The organism is Rhizobium phaseoli, assembly GCF_003985125.1.
Classification (GTDB): Bacteria; Pseudomonadota; Alphaproteobacteria; order Rhizobiales; family Rhizobiaceae; genus Rhizobium; species Rhizobium phaseoli.
This window is the reverse complement of sequence record NZ_ML133566.1, coordinates 1-17,265: the sequence shown is the minus strand read 5'-3', so window position 1 is coordinate 17,265 and position 17,265 is coordinate 1. Positions and strand designations below refer to the sequence as shown.

General features: G+C 60.2%; 12 protein-coding genes, 1 tRNA gene and 2 rRNA genes. 3 read left to right on the top strand and 12 right to left on the bottom strand.

The features are described from left to right. Window positions 1-9: 9 nt before the first annotated feature. The 3 genes from EFD56_RS03115 to EFD56_RS03105 are packed head-to-tail and all read right to left on the bottom strand — an operon-like array spanning window position 10 to window position 3,909. Window positions 10-1,020 (bottom strand): hydroxyacid dehydrogenase, encoded by a 1,011-nt coding sequence (locus EFD56_RS03115; protein WP_126904614.1) that lies wholly within the window; start codon window positions 1,018-1,020, stop codon window positions 10-12. Next, on the bottom strand, window positions 1,017-2,873 hold the full coding sequence (locus EFD56_RS03110; RefSeq protein WP_126904613.1) for a DUF2264 domain-containing protein: 1,857 nt from the start codon (window positions 2,871-2,873) through the stop codon (window positions 1,017-1,019). Before EFD56_RS03110 ends, EFD56_RS03115 begins: the two co-directional genes overlap by 4 nt. Before the next feature lie 4 nt (window positions 2,874-2,877). After that, window positions 2,878-3,909, bottom strand: a complete 1,032-nt coding sequence (locus EFD56_RS03105) for a LacI family DNA-binding transcriptional regulator (protein WP_126904612.1) — start codon at window positions 3,907-3,909, stop codon at window positions 2,878-2,880. 147 nt (window positions 3,910-4,056) lie between these two features. Here EFD56_RS03105 and EFD56_RS03100 point away from each other — a divergent pair, with 147 nt between their 5' ends. Further along, on the top strand, window positions 4,057-5,343 hold the full coding sequence (locus tag EFD56_RS03100) for an ABC transporter substrate-binding protein (RefSeq protein WP_126904611.1): 1,287 nt from the start codon (window positions 4,057-4,059) through the stop codon (window positions 5,341-5,343). Between the two features lie 217 nt (window positions 5,344-5,560). Here EFD56_RS03100 and EFD56_RS03095 read toward each other — a convergent pair whose 3' ends face one another. The 5 genes from EFD56_RS03095 to EFD56_RS03075 are packed head-to-tail and all read right to left on the bottom strand — an operon-like array spanning window position 5,561 to window position 10,966. After that, on the bottom strand, window positions 5,561-6,532 hold the full coding sequence (locus EFD56_RS03095) for a glycoside hydrolase family 26 protein (RefSeq protein ID WP_064824635.1): 972 nt from the start codon (window positions 6,530-6,532) through the stop codon (window positions 5,561-5,563). Between the two features lie 3 nt (window positions 6,533-6,535). Then, window positions 6,536-7,057: a DUF995 domain-containing protein gene (locus EFD56_RS03090; protein ID WP_126904610.1), complete on the bottom strand. Its 522-nt coding sequence runs from the start codon at window positions 7,055-7,057 to the stop codon at window positions 6,536-6,538. Between the two features lie 33 nt (window positions 7,058-7,090). Then, window positions 7,091-8,962, bottom strand: a complete 1,872-nt coding sequence (locus tag EFD56_RS03085) for a glycosyltransferase family 2 protein (RefSeq protein WP_126904609.1) — start codon at window positions 8,960-8,962, stop codon at window positions 7,091-7,093. Then, entirely contained in the window at window positions 8,959-9,942 is a 984-nt protein-coding gene (galE, locus tag EFD56_RS03080; RefSeq protein ID WP_126904608.1) for a UDP-glucose 4-epimerase GalE, read from the bottom strand. The genes EFD56_RS03085 and galE overlap by 4 nt, the downstream gene beginning before the upstream one ends. 1 nt (window position 9,943) lies before the next feature. After that, window positions 9,944-10,966 (bottom strand): UDP-glucuronic acid decarboxylase family protein, encoded by a 1,023-nt coding sequence (locus EFD56_RS03075; RefSeq protein ID WP_037142516.1) that lies wholly within the window; start codon window positions 10,964-10,966, stop codon window positions 9,944-9,946. A gap of 385 nt (window positions 10,967-11,351) precedes the next feature. On the opposite strand from EFD56_RS03075, the gene EFD56_RS03070 reads away from it, so the two are divergent. After that, window positions 11,352-11,675, top strand: a complete 324-nt coding sequence (locus tag EFD56_RS03070; protein ID WP_126904607.1) for a hypothetical protein — start codon at window positions 11,352-11,354, stop codon at window positions 11,673-11,675. Window positions 11,676-11,777: 102 nt separating this feature from the next. Here the strand turns inward: EFD56_RS03070 and EFD56_RS03065 are convergent, their stop codons facing one another. Next, on the bottom strand, window positions 11,778-12,560 hold the full coding sequence (locus EFD56_RS03065) for a helix-turn-helix transcriptional regulator (protein WP_126904606.1): 783 nt from the start codon (window positions 12,558-12,560) through the stop codon (window positions 11,778-11,780). Between the two features lie 459 nt (window positions 12,561-13,019). Between EFD56_RS03065 and EFD56_RS03060 the strand changes: the two genes are divergently transcribed. After that, window positions 13,020-16,430, top strand: coding sequence for a DEAD/DEAH box helicase (locus tag EFD56_RS03060; RefSeq protein ID WP_126904605.1), 3,411 nt, complete (start codon window positions 13,020-13,022; stop codon window positions 16,428-16,430). 206 nt (window positions 16,431-16,636) lie between these two features. Here the strand turns inward: EFD56_RS03060 and EFD56_RS03055 are convergent. The 3 genes from EFD56_RS03055 to EFD56_RS03045 form a co-directional block, all read right to left on the bottom strand. After that, window positions 16,637-16,713 (bottom strand) — tRNA-Met (locus EFD56_RS03055). A 98-nt stretch (window positions 16,714-16,811) separates the two neighbouring features. Then, window positions 16,812-16,926 (bottom strand): 5S ribosomal RNA (gene rrf, locus EFD56_RS03050). A 232-nt stretch (window positions 16,927-17,158) separates the two neighbouring features. After that, window positions 17,159-17,265 (bottom strand): 23S ribosomal RNA (locus tag EFD56_RS03045); the annotation flags it as partial.

Genomic DNA, 17,265 nt, shown 5'->3' with positions numbered 1-17,265 from the left:
CTGGACGCGTCAGGCCATGTTTTCGAGATCCTGCCGGCGGATCTGGTAGAGCAGCGGCCGGCCGGTCGTAAAACGCTCGACCTCATCGGCCGCCATTTCGCCGAGACGCGCCCGTTCCAGGCCGATGGCGCCGGCAATGTGCGGCGTCAGGAAAACGTTCGGCAGGTCGTAAAAGGCAGAACCCATCTCCGGAATTTCCGGATCGGTGACATCGATGACGGCGTCGATGCGGCCGGTTTTCAGCTCGGAAAGCAGGGCCGCCTCATCGATGAGGATGCCACGCGCGGTGTTGATTAGCGTCGCGCCGTCCTTCATCAGCGATAGTCTTGATGCATCGATCATATGCTGCGTCGAGGGCAGCGACGGCGCGTGCAGGGAAACGATGTCGGCGCGCCGCATCAGTGCCTCGAGCTCGACCTTTTCAGCTCCCAGCCCGGCTGCCTCGGCGGCATCGACCATGGGATCGAACAGCAGCAGCCTGTATTCGAAGGGTTTCAACAGCTCGATCACCCGCCGGCCGATGCGCGAGGCGCCGATAATGCCGAGGGTGCGGCCATAGTTGCCGATCGCCTCGCGCTGCATCGGATAGGTGCGATCGCGGTTGCGGTCGGCGACGTAGAGGTCGCGGAACCGGAAGGCGCGCTTGCCGGCGAAGAGGATCGCGGCAAGGGTGAATTCGGCGACCGGCACGGCATTGGCCTCGGCCGAATGGCTGACTGTTATGCCGGCGTCGAAGATGGCCTCGTCGATGATGCCCTTCACCGTGCCCGCCGCATGGACGATGAGGCGTAGCCGCGGCGCGGCAGCGGCAATCTCCGGCCCGACATAGGCTGCGCCCCAACCGGTGATCAGGATTTCGGCTTCGGAAAGCAGCCGTCTTGCGCGTGCGTCGTCGAGGCGCTGGAGCGGCTCGCGATCCAGCAGGCGGCCGACCGTATCGAGCCGGCGCAGGATCGCGTCGGGCAGGACGTGCTCCGTGCGCGACGGCTCCATGGCAAGGACGATTGCCGGACGGCTCATGGCATTTGACCCGGCGCTTCGATGGCGCTGACCGTCACGCCCTTTTCCCGCACCAGTGCCTCCAGCGCCGCAAGATCAGGCGCTTTCGGCGGCCGGGTCCAGGCGGAGGCGACGGCGGCGGGATCGTCGAGCGCCAGCACCGCGGTTATCAGAATTGTTTCGCCGGCCGGAATCTGGCCGCGCAGCTGCGGCACGATGGTCTTGGCGACGATCACATTGGTGTTGGGTTGGGCCTTCTGCGCGAGCCCGACACGTTCGAGCGACGAACCCAAGTCGAGAATACCGCTGAAATCGGTTTCTCCGATCGCATAGGCAGCCCCATCCGACGCCGACAGCGTGTCCAGTTCGAAGTCCCGGCGAGCGATGGCAAAGCCGCCTTCGGCGACCCTCAGCGGCCGGGCCGCCCTGATCCGGTGGAGACGGATATGCCAGGGGGCCGCGGGCGCCAGCCAGCTTTCGACGCTGACATCGGGGAAAGGTGACCATTTCGCATAAAGCACATCACCCGCGAGCCTGGCTTCCTCATTCGTCTCGCGCACGCGGTAGTGCAGCCCGTCATCACTGAAGGCCAGCATCGAATCGAAAGCCGCCAGCGCAAAGCCGCGCTCATCGGATTCGACGCTGAAGCCGTATCGGGCGGAATAGGCGAATTTCGCGTATTTTTCCGTGCCGAAACGCATCTGCAGGTTTTCCTGGCCAGAGGACAGGGCCATGACGTCGCCGCCCGCCCGCATGATCAGCATGCCGGGATGGCGCTGGGGGACGGCTGCTGACGACGGCTCCGGCGCCTTCTCCTCAGCGGTCCAGAACGGATGATCCTGCGGGATCGCCAGCGGCAGAAAGGCCTTCAACGCCCAATAGGGCGAGCCGGCGGAATTGTAGCTCTCCGACATCAAGAGGTTCGGATAGCCGAAACCGATCGACAGCACGCCGTCCCGATCGGCGATCGGCTTGTCCCTCCACCAGCGCAGATGCTGCAGGCAGAGGTGTTTGACCTCGCCCCACGGCAAGGCCTCGACACCGGCAAAGGCGAGTGCCGACCAGAAGCCGGCGCAGGCGAAGCGATAGGTCAGGCTGCGACCGAAGGGAATGGTCGCCCCATCGGCAGCAAACCAGTGGCGGAAATCCCGGGCGAACAGAATGGCGCGTTCGCGGTAGCGCCTGGCGTAATCGTCGTCGACGAGCTTCGAATAGATCAAGCCATAAAAATGCATGGCGAAGGGAATGTAGTGATCGATTCGGCGCACGTTTCCGTCGCGATACCAGCCGTCGCCAATATAGAAGCCTTCGAGTTCCTCCAGATATTGCCGCGTCAGGCTGCGGTCGAAATCGGCGCCGAGGCGATCGAGGGCGATGTCGACGAAAATCCGGAAGAATTTCCAGTTGTTGTCGGCATAGTCGAACTGTCGGACCTGCTTGAGATAGGCGATGACATTGCCGCGGGCGCGCCCATCGAGCGGCTCCCAGATCTTTTCCGGCACCAGCGCCAGGGCAAAACCGAGAGCGGCAAGCTCGACCATCCGCTGATCGCGGCCATTGACCGTTCCCCAATATTCGGGATGGGCGGGGTCGGTGCCGTTGGCGAGGCCTTCGGCAAAACGATGCCAGTGGGCGAAATCGCCATTGCCCGCGCCAAGCGGCACCAATCCCCAGAGCGGCCGGGCGAAACCTTCGAGATCGGCCGCCGCCCGGTCGAAATGGGCGGCAGCACCGCTCAGCCTGACGCGGGCATTGCCTTTCGAAAAGCAGGCAAGCAGCGGATCGAAGAGATCAAGCACGGCGCGGCTCATGTCGGCGCGGGTTTCGAGCGGGTTGCCGGCGAGCGGATTGGCGCTGGCGGGATCATAGGTCATCGGATCACTCATGGGGTTCGATGTTCACAACGGTCCCTCCCGCAACGGGAACGACAGCTTGGCAGATGTGGCGCGCCGGCGCCGTCCTGTTGCGGAAACGGGACAGCATCAGCGAAATGGCCTCGCGGCCGAGGGCGGCGCGGTCGACGCGCATGGTGGAAAGCTGCGGATTGGTCATCAGCGCACAGGGCAGATCATCGAAGCCGACGATCGCGAAATCCTCCGGCACACGCAGGCCCGCTTCGATTACAGCCTCAAGCACCCCGACAGCGATGAAATCATTCATGCAGAAGGCGGCAGTGAAGCCGGCATCCTCGGCGAGGATCGCCGCCGTGCGCTCATGGGCCTCGCGGCTGGCGCTGCCCTGCAGCGTCATGGATACGAAACGACCTTCGGCGCCAGGGACAGCGGCAATCGCCGCCTCGAAACCGCGGATACGCTCACGGATCGTCTGGCGATGAGAGCCGCTCAGATGCAGGATGCGGCGATGGCCGGCCTTTGTCAGCCGGCCGGTCGCCTGATAGGCGCCGAAGAAATTGGCCGGCGAAACCCCATCGAAACGCATTCCGGGGTCGGTGCCATTGACAAGCACGGTCGGCATCATGGCGTCCTGCAGCCAGTCGCGCAGCATCTCGTTCGGATCGATGCCGACGAGAAAGAGGCCTTCGGCGGCTGCGGCCTGCATGTACTCGCGCGCGGTGTCCGGCGTGATGCGATCCTCCCGGACCATCCGGACTTCGAACGGCATGCCTGCTTCGGCGGCGCCGGCGCGCAGACCCTCGACGATCGCCTCGTAAAAGACGCTGAGGCCGCCCGTAACGCCGTCGCTGGCGATCAGCGCCAATCCGCCGGCAACGGCCTCGGTAGTAGGCTTGACCGGGTAACCGTGCTCGGCCGCGACCTTCAGGATCTGGCGGCGAACGGTTTCACTGATGCCGGGCTCGTTGGCGAGCACACGCGACACCGTGGAGACGGAAACGCCGGCCAGTGTGGCGATATCGGCCTGACGCGGCCGTCTGATTTTCTCATCACTCATGGGCAAAGCTTATGCAAATTACACAAATTTGCAAGACTGTCGTGTTTTCCTTGCAATAATTATTTTTTTGCGTAGTCTGCCTGCGAAATGCCCGACAGATACGCCGTTGGAGGATGGCAGCGGGCAGATGGGGAAAAGGAGGATAGCATGCAGGTCAACCGCCGTTCATTCCTGATGGGTTCAGCCGGTGCTGCCGCCGGCCTGGCCTTCGGCGCGGGAAGCGCCATTCCGGCTTTTGCCGCGGACACGTCGCTGCGCGCCATGTGGTGGGGGTCCAATGACCGCGCCAAGCGCACACTCGATGTCGCCAAACTCTACCAGTCGAAAACACCCGGCGTCACGATCGTTGGTGAATCGCTCTCCGGTGACGGCTACTGGACGAAGCTCGCCACACAGATGGCCGGCCGCTCGATCGCCGACGTCTTCCAGCTCGAGCCGGGAACGATCTCCGACTATTCCAAGCGTGGTGCCTGTATGCCGCTTGACGAGTTCGTCCCTTCGGCATTGAAGGTTCAGTCCTTCGGCGCCGACATGCTGAAACTGACCACCATCGACGGCAAACTCTATGGAGTCGGACTCGGCCTCAACTCCTTCTCGATGTTCTTCGACACGGTCGAGTTCGAAAAGGCAGGCATTCCACTGCCGACGCCTGATCTCACCTGGGATGAATATGCCAAGCTCGCCGTGGAACTCGCCAAGTCCTCCGGCAAGAGCGGAGGCCCCTATGCGGCCCGCTACGCCTATGTGTTCGACGCCTGGCTGCGCCAGCGCGGCAAGAGCCTTTTTGCGAGGGAAGGTGCCGGGCTCGGTTTCACGGCCGACGATGCCACGGAATGGTTCGATTACTGGGAGAAGCTGCGCAAGGCGGGGGGCACGGTTGCAGCCGACGTCCAGACGCTCGATCAAAACACCATCGACACCAATGCGCTTGGCCTCGGCAAGTCGGTCATCGGCATGGCCTATTCCAACCAGATGATCGGCTACCAGCTGATCATCAAGAACAAACTCGGCATCACCATGCTGCCGCGCGAAAAGAAAGGTGGACCTTCGGGCCACTACTATCGCCCGGCGCTGATCTGGAGTGTCGGCGCCACGACGAAGAACGGCGAAGCGGCGGCGAAATTTATCGACTTCTTCGTCAACGACATCGAGGCCGGCAAAATTCTCGGCGTCGAGCGCGGCGTGCCGATGTCGCCGACTGTGCGGGAAGCCATTCTGCCGCAGCTGAACCCGACCGAGCAGGAAACGGTCAAATACGTCAATCTTCTCAAGGATCAGGTCGGCGAATATCCGCCGCCGGTGCCGATGGGTGCGACCCAGTTCGACCAGCGCGTGCTGCGGCCGATCTGCGACGAACTCGCCTTCGAACGGACCTCGCCGGCCGATGCGGCGGCCCGGCTCGTCGAAGAAGGTAAAGCGACGATCAAGGGATGATCGATCGCCTGCCCCACAACAGGATGATCTCAGGCCTGGTTGGCCTAAAATCTGAATCCTATTCACAATCAAAGGATTAGAGCATGATATCGTCCGAAAACCGTTTACACTTTTCGGCATCGTGCTCTGGATGGAGAGGCCCGCAAAACCCCGGCGGGCCTTTCTGGTCTCCTGATTGAAGCGCGGTGCGATCTTAAGGATTAGCGCTTCAGATGCTTCAATTGGCTGCCAGGCTTTCGACTACGCGCCAGTCCGGCCGGCCCAAATTGAAGGGCCAGGCATGCACGTCGCGGTCATTGAAATAGACCACCTCCCGAAGGTTCGGGAAGGCGCTTTGTTTCAGCGTCGCGGTTTCGATCCAGGGTCTCATATAGGCGTCGCCGCCTTCGTAGCCGAGCTCGGCGACCCAGATGGGCTTTCCATAGCCGACGACAAGATCATAGCCCTGCTTCAACGCCTCCGAAAAGGTCCGATGTTTCTTATAGGCAAGCTCGTCATAGCGCTGGAGCCCGAAAACCGAGAGACCGACGAGATCGACGTAATCATCGCCGGGATAATAGGCATCAAGGCCAGGCTCCCCCTTCGGCGACCACATGAGCTCGGTGGCGGGCGCCTCGTCGCGAACGATATCCATCATCCGCTTGTAGGCTGCGATGTAATCGGCCGGATTCCAGCCGGACCATGAAAAGCGGCCCGACTTGTCCTCCATCTCCTGGCCCCAACGAAGGATGACGGGACTCTTCAGCTGAGAGATCATCTGCGCGATTGCCCGCATGTTGACGTCGTAATCGCCCCGCAGCACCTTGCGGCGAAGCTGATCGGAGGTCAGCCGCCAGTCGACGTCCCAGGACCACGGCTCGACGGTTATCAGCAGATTGCGGCCTCTGGCCTGCGCATAGGCATCGGCGACACGCAGCGTCTCCAGGTCAACGTCTTCCCATGGCAGGAACAGGGCTTCGGTCGTCACATTCGTCTGGGCGCCGAAATCCCCATGCGGGTCATAGGCGCCGAACTTGATGCCGTCGGCATGAACCACCGGACGCTTGTCGATGATCTCTCGCATGCTGGATGCCTGATTTGGGGCAATGCCGGCATATTGCACCTCGCTTCGGCCCGGCAGATCCGCGAGGCACACTAGCAGCAGCGCGATCGCGGCGGTCGAGAGGTGGTTTTTCTTTAGCTTCTTCATGGCTCACCCTCCTTTTCGGGCAAGTTCCTGGTCCAACAGGAGCTGCTTCAGATCGTGTGCCTTGGCGCTGACCGTATCCGCCGCAACAAGCTTGCGGAATTCGTCATCCTGATGCACCGATGAATGACGAAAGACGTACCAGTTGCCGTTCGGTTGGCGCCGTTGATAGATCGTGTTGCCGATCTTGCGGTGACCGAAACAGGTGCTGGCGCGCGCGGCACCCTCGGCATTCGTCCAGGTGGCGCGCATGCAGAGCTGACCGAGATCGTCAACGACCCATTTGCCTTCGGCGAAGGACTGTTTGCCCTTGTCGTTCACCCAGGCGACAAACCGCCGCCCATCCTCGATGAAGCGCCCGCCGCCGGTGTCCCAGGTCCAGGTCCTGTCGCCATAGATCCGATAGAGCTCATAGGCGCTGAGCGGCGTGGGCTCATTCTTCTTCGCGATCTCGGCAGCCTGCGCTGCCAATGGCAGGCACAGGCTGAGAGCAAGGGCCGCCCCATAGAGTCTCGATCCGATACGCATGACATCCTCCTCGACACTGGCCGGTTTCCCGGCTCAAACACCCTGTTCGTCCCGTCCCATTCGTCCGAATCCATTCCACCTCAGGCGGAATTTGACGATCCGGGTTTTGCCGCCACCGAGACCGGCCCCGGCTACGGCATATTGCGATTGGCTGAAGCTGATGAACGACTGACCGTGAGAAAGAGCCTCGAGACTGCGCAGTCCATGGCTGCCAGCCTGCATGCCGCCGGTGATGCAGATCGCGAGCCCCGTCGCCGTCGCCAACCATAGCCCGCGAGACTGCGGCAGCAGCGGCAGGCCGTTCTCGATTGCATGGCGAAGGACGATGAGCACGGTCAGCAGCAGATAGATCGAAAGATTCATCGCGGCGAAAATATAAAAGCCCTGGGCGGCGGCGACATCGGTGGCAAACACCATGGCGGCGGCGCAAAGACCGGCGAGGCCGATATAGGGCGCCACAATACGCAGCGGCAAATACTGCTGTTGCTGCTGGCCTTTCGGCGTGATGCGAAAGTCGACGAAAGAGCCGAAGATATGGTCGCGAACAGCTGCCAGGCTGCCGGCGAGCGACCACGGCCAACGCAGGAAGATGAAGGCAAGTCCCTCCCAGCCGAACAGCTTCGCATCATGCGGCCTGAAGGTTGCCGTCGCCCGCCAGAAGAAGGCAAACAGCGTCAGCACAATCGATATCGGCGCGAAATGCAGGAGGAAATCCGGATAGGTTACGTTGACGAACACATGACCTGTCAGCAAGGCGGCAACCGGCAACAGGAACGTCACGGCCATGGCGGCGGAGAAAAGCGGGTACCACAGTTGCGAAAACACGAACTGGAATTTCAGCCGCCAGGGTAGGTGGGTGAGGTAGCGACGGGAATGCTGTAGCAGGATGGTGACGAGGCTGCGCGACCATTGAAATTCCTGGACGGCGAGATCGACGAAATTCGCCGGACCGTCGCCGTGAGCGATCGCATCGACCGCATGGACGCCGCGCCAGCCGCCGGCATTCAGCATCAGCGTCGTCGAATGATCTTCGGCAAGTTCGGGGCCGAGGCCGCCGATCTCACGAAGCGCTGATGTGCGAACCGCATAGTGGGAGCCGATGCAAAGGGGCGCCCAGCCATTGTTGTAGCCGGTCTGCAACGAACCATGCAGACTTGCCTCCGCATAGAGCCTGCCGCGCGCCGCCCAGCTTGCCGCCGCATTCGCGTCACAGATGCTGGGCGCGGAGACATAACCGACGTCAGGATCGGCAAAGGGGCGCAGGACTTCCCGCAGATAAGTCGGCGTCGGTACATGGTCGGCGTCGAATTGGGCGACGAAATCGTAACGCGCATAGCCGAAATGGTCGTAGAAATAGGCAAGATTGCCTTCCTTGCACCGGGTCCGGCGCGGCCAGATCGTGCGATGATATTCCGCTACGCCCTTTCGCGTGGAGATCAGCACGCCGTGCTCCCCGCACCAACGCCTTGTTTCCGCAGAGGGATCCTCGTCGGCCAGCCAGACATCGAACTCGACGCCGACCTGATCGAGCATCGCCTGCAGCGTGGCGCGGACGACGGCAAAGGGCTCGGACGGCGCCTTGGTGACGACCATCGCCACCCGCCCTTCCGGCGGCCGTACGCGCGAACTGATCGTCCTTGCATCGAGGAAGATCAGAATGAAATAGGCCGGGACGAGCGTGATCCAGGCGAGCACGGCAGTGATGAGCGCGAAGGCAGTCCAGGAAATGATATGGGCGGACTGGCACCACCAGATCCAGAAAAACCCGAGCGCGGCCAGCCAGCAGAGGATGCCGAAACCATAGGCGACGCGTTTGTGGCCGGTGAAAACCGGATCGAATGCTTGCGTGCTGGTGGCGGCTTTCGCCGGCGCGAGGCCATAGCCGATAGGCGAAGCGCCGCTCATGCCGTCACCTGCAGCCCGAAGGTGGGACCGGCGGTGCGGATGATCGTATCGATATCCGAGAGCGTCGGCGCAAAGCCAAGTTCCGCCTTTGCCCTTGCCGTGTTGGCGAAAAGGATCGGCGGGTCGCCGGCGCGGCGGGAGCGATAGCGCACCGGCACTTCACGGCCGGTCGTGCGATGGATGGCTGCTAGGATCTCGCGCACCGAAGTGCCGCGGCCGGAACCGAGATTGACGCTGAGCGAGTCGCCGCCTGCCATCAGGTGATTGACGGCGGCCAAATGCGCCTGCGCGAGGTCGCTGACATGGATATAGTCGCGAACGCAGGTTCCATCCGCGGTCGAATAATCGGTGCCGAAGATATCGAGCCGCTCCAGCCTGCCGGCGGCGGCGAGAAGGGCGCGGGGAATGAGATGGGTCTCGGGCTCGTGACGCTCGGCAAGCTCGCCATCCGGATCGGCGCCGGCGGCGTTGAAATAACGCAACGCGGCGAAGCGGATGCCATAGGCCGCGGCAAAATCCTCGAGCGCCATCTCGAAGATCAGCTTGGTGCGGCCATAGGGATTGACCGGCTGCTGCGGGGTTTCTTCGCGTATCGGCAACGAGGCGGGAACGCCATAGGTGGCGCAAGTGCTCGAAAAGACGATCCGGTCAATATCCTGATCGAGGCAGGCTTCGAGCAGCGTCAGGCTGCCGACGACGTTGTTGCGGTAATATTTCCTCGGCATCTCGACGGATTCGCCGACATAGGCGTTGGCGCCGCAATGGATAACGCAATCGGGCGAAAATTCGGCCATCGTCCGGCGCAGCGCGACCGCATCGCCAAGCTCGCCCCGGATGAGCGGGCCCCAGCGCACGCTGTCGGCATGTCCGGTCGACAGGTTATCGTAAGTCACCGGGATCATCCCGGCGCGCGACAGCGCTTTGCAGATATGACTGCCTATGAAACCGGCCCCGCCGGTAACGAGAATGTAGCGGGACATCTCATACGGCCTCCGCCCTCTCTGTCCGGGCAAGCAGGCCGTCGAAATATTCGACGGTGCGCGCCAGGCCGGCTTCGAGCTCGATTTGAGGCTGCCACCCCAGTTCGGTCATGGCCCGGGAAATATCCGGCCGCCGCTGGCGCGGATCATCGACGACAGCCGGCAAATGAACGATGCGGGAACGCGAATTCGTGAGATCGCGGATGATTTCCGCCAGGCGCCGGACGGTGAATTCGCCCGGATTGCCGAGATTGATCGGGCCGTGGCATGCGCTGCCGGCTGCCGAGAAACGCAGAAAACCTTCGACCAGATCGTCGACATAGCAGAAAGAGCGGGTCTGCTGGCCGTCGCCGTAGATCGTCAGGTCGGCATTGCGCAGCGCCTGCACGATGAAATTGGAGACAACCCGGCCGTCATCCAAGCGCATGCGCGGTCCATAGGTGTTGAAGATGCGGCCGACCTTGATGTCGAGACCGTAGGTCCTGTGGTAGTCGAAGAACAGGGTTTCGGCGCTGCGCTTGCCTTCGTCGTAGCAGGCGCGCGGCCCGATCGGATTGACATTGCCGCAATAGGTTTCGCGCTGCGGGCTCTGGGTCGGATCGCCATAAACCTCCGAGGTCGACGATTGAACGACGATCGCGCCGGTCTTTCGCGCACAGTCCAGGGTGTTGACGGCACCAAGCACATTGGTGAGCAAGGTGCCCACCGGATCCCGCTGATAATCGGGCGGAGAGGCGGGCGAGGCAAAATTGAAGATGAGCGACGCTGCGATATCGAAAGGCTGACGGACATCGTGCTCGATGATGCGGAAGCGGGGGTTCGACTGGAGATGATCGACATTCACACGGCGGCCGGTCGAAAAATTATCGAGGCATATGACGCTGTGACCGCGTAGCAAAAGCCTTTCGCAGAGATGCGAGCCAAGAAAACCGGCTCCGCCATTGACGAGAGCAGTGCCCAGATTCTTGAGCACCGGCACGTCTTCTACTTCAGAATAGCCTGCGCCGGGAACGAAACTACGCATTACAAACCCCTTCCCATATTTTAGTCTTTTGATTTTATTCAGGCGCCGAGCACCTTCATTACCCTGATATATATTCGGCTTGTCGAGTATCTTATCTTGAATAACTTTATAGTTATTCTTTCGATAACCGAATTACTATTTTAATGATATTAAGATTGTTAGCGTGGTCAACTTTAAAAATAGCATCAATCCAATATAGCTACACAATTGTTCTTTTAACTAACAAATGATTAATCATTTTCTATATTTTTTCACGTAGAACGGGAATCCACACGTCACTCAAGCTTTGCTCAATAAAGAAGGGATACAAAAGAACTGAAGGCTGGCCGCGCGGAACTGTATGGCCGGTCTTGCATCCGAAAGCGCCATATGCGAGGGGTTGGCCATGTCGAAAAAACAAGCTGCAGCGCAGCCGAAAGGCCGGCGTCTATTTCATATGGCGATGTTTGCTTGGGGAACGATGCTTCTTGCGGTCGGACCGACAGCCTGTGCGGTCGTTAACGAGGACATAGCCGCCGTCGCGAAGAAGAATGTCGTCGTCGTCGAGGCGCCACGCGTCTCGAAGGCATACGCCTACCCGGAAAACCGGGCCGTACGGCCGGCCGCGGCGCCGGCCGGCGTCGTCGCCTATCACGGATCAGCCCCGTATATCTGCTCTCCGAGTGGCTTCGGACAGAAGTCGCGCTGCTTCGCGCGTCCGTCGATCTGAAGAGAATCCTCGGAATCGGCTCCAGTGCAAGGATAAAATGATCGCGCGGTTCAACGTGCGCAGCGTCCCTTGTGCGTCTGAATAGAGGCGCTGCGCTGCCGATCAGTTGCGCCAGCGGCTGGACATCTCGTCATCGCCGGCGGGATGTTCATTGAAGAAGCGAGACGCAGCTTCCGTGCGGTTTCGGACGTTCATCTTCTTATAGATGTTGCGCACATGAACCTTCACGGTGTTTTCGGAAAGATGCAGCTTGTCGGCGATGATCTTGTTCTGCGTCCCCTTGCAGATGAGATCGAGGATCTGAACCTCGCGGGTCGTCAAAGCGGAGATGCTGTCGCGCCTCAGCTTGAGCGCGTTGTTGCGCGCAACATCGACCGATTTCGTCTGATAGAGTGACGGCTCCAGCTGGGCGTTCTTGTTGGCGAGACGATTGAGAAGCGCCGAAGGAAAATGCTCCCCGCCCTTCATCAGCAGATCCACCGCAGCCATGAAGACATCAAGCCGAAGGTTGAGCGGCAGGACACCGTCAATGATCCTTCCCTCCACCAAACGGCTGACATAGGGTTCCAACATGTCGATGGCCTCGACCACAAGTCCGATCGAGGCCTCCGGGTGATTTTCCCGTACCGCCTTCAACGCCCCCTGAAGCTCAGGCTGCGGAATGTGATAGAATAAAACGAGCTTCAGATCGCTGGTATCCTTTTCCAGCATCGGATTCGTATTTGATATGCTTGGCACGTCACAATTTGGGAATTTTTTTGCCAGCGCTTCTACCATGCATTCTGAAAAAAGATCCGCCTTGGCAACTACAACGATATTATCTCTGGAAGCGCTAGACTTTATTACCTGGTCGGTATTCTCCATTGCTGAGCCTGTCATCAACATATACGCCTCCCCTAGCGTTACACTTTACTCAAACGTGAGGCGATGGCGGGTATAAGATAGTATGAAATGCCGCCCCCATGATGTCACCGCCGTCTTCTTTAGACATTTCTTAATTATGTTAATACGGATTGAGAAGGAAGGAAATGGCCCAAAGTGATTAGTATTGGGGGGCGAAAAGCGATACATTACCGCGCCTTGGTTGTATTTTGTTTATGATGTTACTATAGGATTATATTTGCTCTCACTATAGATAATCAAAGGAATGTAGTGTTTCAGTACAATTGTAATATTTATATCATCTTTGCTATACGTGTGTGAAGGCGGATAATCCCTCGCAAGTTGTTTCTCACCCCGCGCCAAGAGGCGGAAGCGTCGGTCGGAGGCCGAATGCTTTGATTTTCAGCTGCAATCATTGCTAAAACAGGAGAGAGCCACTTCGTAACTCCTCAGCGAGACGTCATGCAGACTGATGCAGACAGGGCGGAACGGGAACGGCTTCTGGCCATTCTCGATTTCTGGCACAAAATCGAGTTTTTCATCCCTTACGATCTCTCCCGTCGTCTTGTCCCAGCGGAAGGGCGGACCGTTTTCTGGCTGCACGCAAAAACGCTGTTGCAGGATGGTGCTGCACTCAGCCGTCCTGTAATACCCGAGGAGAAGCAGATTACCGGCTTTACCTTGTTCCTCGGCGTTTTCAGCAAATCCGAAATTGCCGATATCCGCAGGCATTTCGATGGCGTTGCGGCTGATATTGCCGAATACGAGGATGCCGAACGCAGCGATCTGGACGGCGATACCTGCTTTGCCAGCCTGCAGCTCACTCCCCCGGGACAGCCGATGTTCGAAACCTTTGCGGTTTCCACGCTTCCATGGGCTCTTGGCCGCGTGCAGAAATCCGGGCTCGCCTCGCTCAGCCATGAGGCATTTGCCGACAGCAAACGGCAGCTGGCGGAATTGCTTCAAAACTTTCGGGCGCAGCGACAGCTGGCATCCTCATCCTTCGAGGCCAGCACCGATCAGCCGATCGATGCCGCCGAAATTCTGGCGCTGCACGAAATGCTCTGCGATTGGGCGGGTTTTGCCTCGCGCCAGGAAATGCCGGTTGCCGCCGTCGAAATACGCTACCGGGACAAAGCGGAGAGACCCGATCTCATCTCGCTACAGCCGCAACTGGAGGACAACGCCCCCAATGCCGACGACGCGGAAGACGAGAGTGCAGACGTTGAAGAAGACATCGGCATCCTGAACAGCTTCTTCGTCGAGGACATCGAACGGGCGATGGTCCGCGTCAAGCAGGGCAATGTCCCGGAGCCGCTCAGGCGATATCTCACCCCGCTGGCCCGTGAAAAGCGCATCGACCTCTATTCGCAGGATGGGCGCGCCGCAATCGTTCGGGCCCTGCATCCCGCCAATCTCAATCGCGGACGCTGGCTGAGCGAATCTCACCACACAATGAGCCTCATGCAACAGTTCGCGATCAATTCAGCCATCGGCGACCGGTCGGAAACTGGGCTGTTCTCGGTCAACGGTCCGCCCGGCACCGGAAAGACCACCCTGCTGCGCGACATGTTCGCGGATAATATCGTTCGGCGCGCCCGGATCTTGGGACGCCTCGAGACGGCACGCGATGCCTTTGATGGTGCGCCGCGCCGCATCACTTTTGCCGACCGCAGCACAGCCTCGATATCGGTGCTGATCCCGGCGCTCGCCGGATTCGAAATGATCGTCGCTTCCTCCAACAACGCCGCCGTCGAGAACATCTCCCGCGACCTTCCCAAGCAGAGCTCGATTTCGCAAACGTCGTCCTTCCACTATCTGCAGACGGTCGCTCATAAAGTCGCCTGCCAGAAGGACAATGGCGGCGTGATCAAACTCTCCGACGGCGATCGCCCTTGGGGATTGATCGCCTGCGCGCTCGGCAATTCCAGGAATCGCCGAGCGTTCAAGGAGCGTTTCGCCTTCATGGAGATCCCCGACAGGCCGAAACCCGGCTGGTCGGGCGCCGAAAAACCCCAGACCATCTGGGAATGGCTGAAGAGCTATGAGGGACCGACCTTCGCCGAAGCATCGGCCGCCTTCCATGCCGCTGACGACGTGGTTCGCGACAAGATCGGCCAATATGCGCGCTATGCCGATCTCCGCGATGAAATTGCGCTGGTGACGCAGGATGCATTCTGCCGGGAAACGCTGGAAAAGCTGGCTGCCGCCGCTGGCGACCTTCGCCATGCACAACACCGATGCGACGAAGTCGTGGCCGAAATGGGCCGGATCAAGGACAGTTTGTCTTTTTTGAAGGAGGAGAAACAGTTGCTCGACCGCAGCGCGCCTGCGCGATGGAAGAGAATGCTCGCGACCAACCCTGCCCGGCAGCATCGGCAAGAAGTCGTCGCCAATGCGCGCAAGCAGCTGGACCTGCGCAAGGCGCTGGCAGAATGCGAATATCGGCTCGCGAAGGCGGAGAAACCCGTGCTGGAACGCGCTTTGCGGGCGCATGACCAAGCCGAACGGGCATTGCGGTCGCGACGAAAAATCTGGATTGCAAAGACAGAAGAACTCGAGCGGCTGGGAGAAATTCTCGATCATCCGGCCGCGCCGGAACACCTCGCCGACCTCGACGGTGATCAGGTGCAGATTGACGGCCTCTGGCATGGCGACGAACTGGCGGCTCTGCGTTCGGCATTGTTCGAAGCAGCGTTGACGCTGCATGAAGCGTGGCTGGCTGAGGTCGGCCGGAAGGGCGGAGGTTTCGGTGGAAATATCGTTGCCATCAGCAAGCTGCTTTCCAACAACAATCCCGTCGATGACAAACACATCGCATCGATCTGGCAAAGCCTCTTCATGGTCGTTCCCGTCGTCTCGACGACATTCGCCTCCTTCGCTCGGCAGTTCCGCGGGCTCGACGCCGGCTCGATCGGCTGGGTCTTCATCGATGAAGCCGGTCAGGCTGCGCCGCAGGCGGCCGTCGGGGCTTTGTTGCGGGCGCATCACGTCATGGTGATCGGCGATCCCCAGCAGATCGAACCGGTCTTTACCCTTCCGAGCGCACTGATCGGCGCCGCATCGGCTCTCTCACCTCACACGGCGCAAGGCCAATATTCGCCGAACAGGGTGTCGGTGCAGATGCTGGCCGATGCCGCCAATCGCTACGGAACAACGCTTCAAGACGAGGAAGCAGATGGACTCTGGATCGGCAGCCCCCTCAGAGTGCATCGACGCTGCATCGATCCGATGTTCAGCCTTGCCAACCAGATCGCTTACCAGAACAAGATGATTTTCGGGCTGGCAGAGCGCCGCCCGGCCGGCGACGCGCCGCCCTTCTATGGCGACAGCGCCTGGATCGACGTCAAGGGCAAGGTGTCGGGCAAACAGGCCGTTGCGGAGCAGACGAACTTCATCGTCGATCTCCTCACCGCGACCTGGCGCCGGTCCGGTGCATTGCCGGACCTCTACATCATCTCGCCGTTCAAGGAAGTGAAGAACAGCCTGAGACGGGCTTTGGCCCAGGCGCGCTGGATCGAGCAAGACGGATATACGGGCGCATCTCCGCCGAAACTGCAGAAGTGGCTTCAGGATCGGATAGGCACCGTGCATACGTTCCAGGGCAAGGAAGAGGATATCGTTTTCATGGTACTCGGCGCCGACGCCGATCATCGTGGAGCGGCGAGCTGGGCCGCCTCCAAGCCAAACCTCCTGAACGTGGCGCTCACGCGCGCCAAGCGCCGCTTCTACATCGTCGGCGATCATGCGCTTTGGCAAACCCTGCCATATTTCAGGGAGGCGGCGAGCGCTCTGGAGACGGTCCGGACCGCGGAATTCCTGGCACGGAATGCGCTCGACGTCAGGGATCCGAACCCGGTCCTCTGGAACTGAGTGCTCGCACAGACGTGCTTTGGAATCGAAAAAGCCCGCTTGCGGCGGGCTTTTTTTGAGATTTGGTTGCGGGGGCAGGATTTGAACCTGCGGCCTTCAGGTTATGGTCCGCAGGACGACGAGCTACCATCGCCAGTGGAAGCGAAGCTTTCACGCCAGCGATAACTGCTATCTGTGTTTTCGGAGATATGGAGGAAGGGGAAGTTTGGTTGCGGGGGCAGGATTTGAACCTGCGGCCTTCAGGTTATGAGCCTGACGAGCTACCGGGCTGCTCCACCCCGCGGGATATTGTAACACGAAAGGCCGCTTTGTGGGCGGCCTTTTGACGGCTTTTGGCCGTTGGATGTGCTGAGAAGATTTTGAAGAAGTTGCGTTTTGCAGACCTGGCAGCGACCTACTCTCCCGCGTCTTAAGACGAAGTACCATGGGCGCAGGGGCGTTTCACGGCCGTGTTCGGAAAGGGAACGGGTGCAGCCACCCCGCCATAACCACCAGGTCGGCAAAGCGCAACTTTTGTTTGAGAAGCTGGTGCAGGCCGAAGGCCTGCTTGTTTAAACACGTCTTCGATCTTTTCCACCCGAGGGCGCTTGTGGCACCCATACAGGCCAGAGGCCGTCGCCAATCGTTTGGCGGGCCGTCCGCAGCGCCATTGGCGCGTCAGGACAAAGGTCAAGCATCATCCGGACGACCGCTATGCGGTCGCCGGGGGATGAGCACAGTCAATGAGAACGATCAAGCCGATCGAGCTATTAGTACCGGTAAGCTTCATGCGTTGCCGCACTTCCACACCCGGCCTATCAACGTGGTCGTCTTCCACGGCTCTGATAGGGAACAC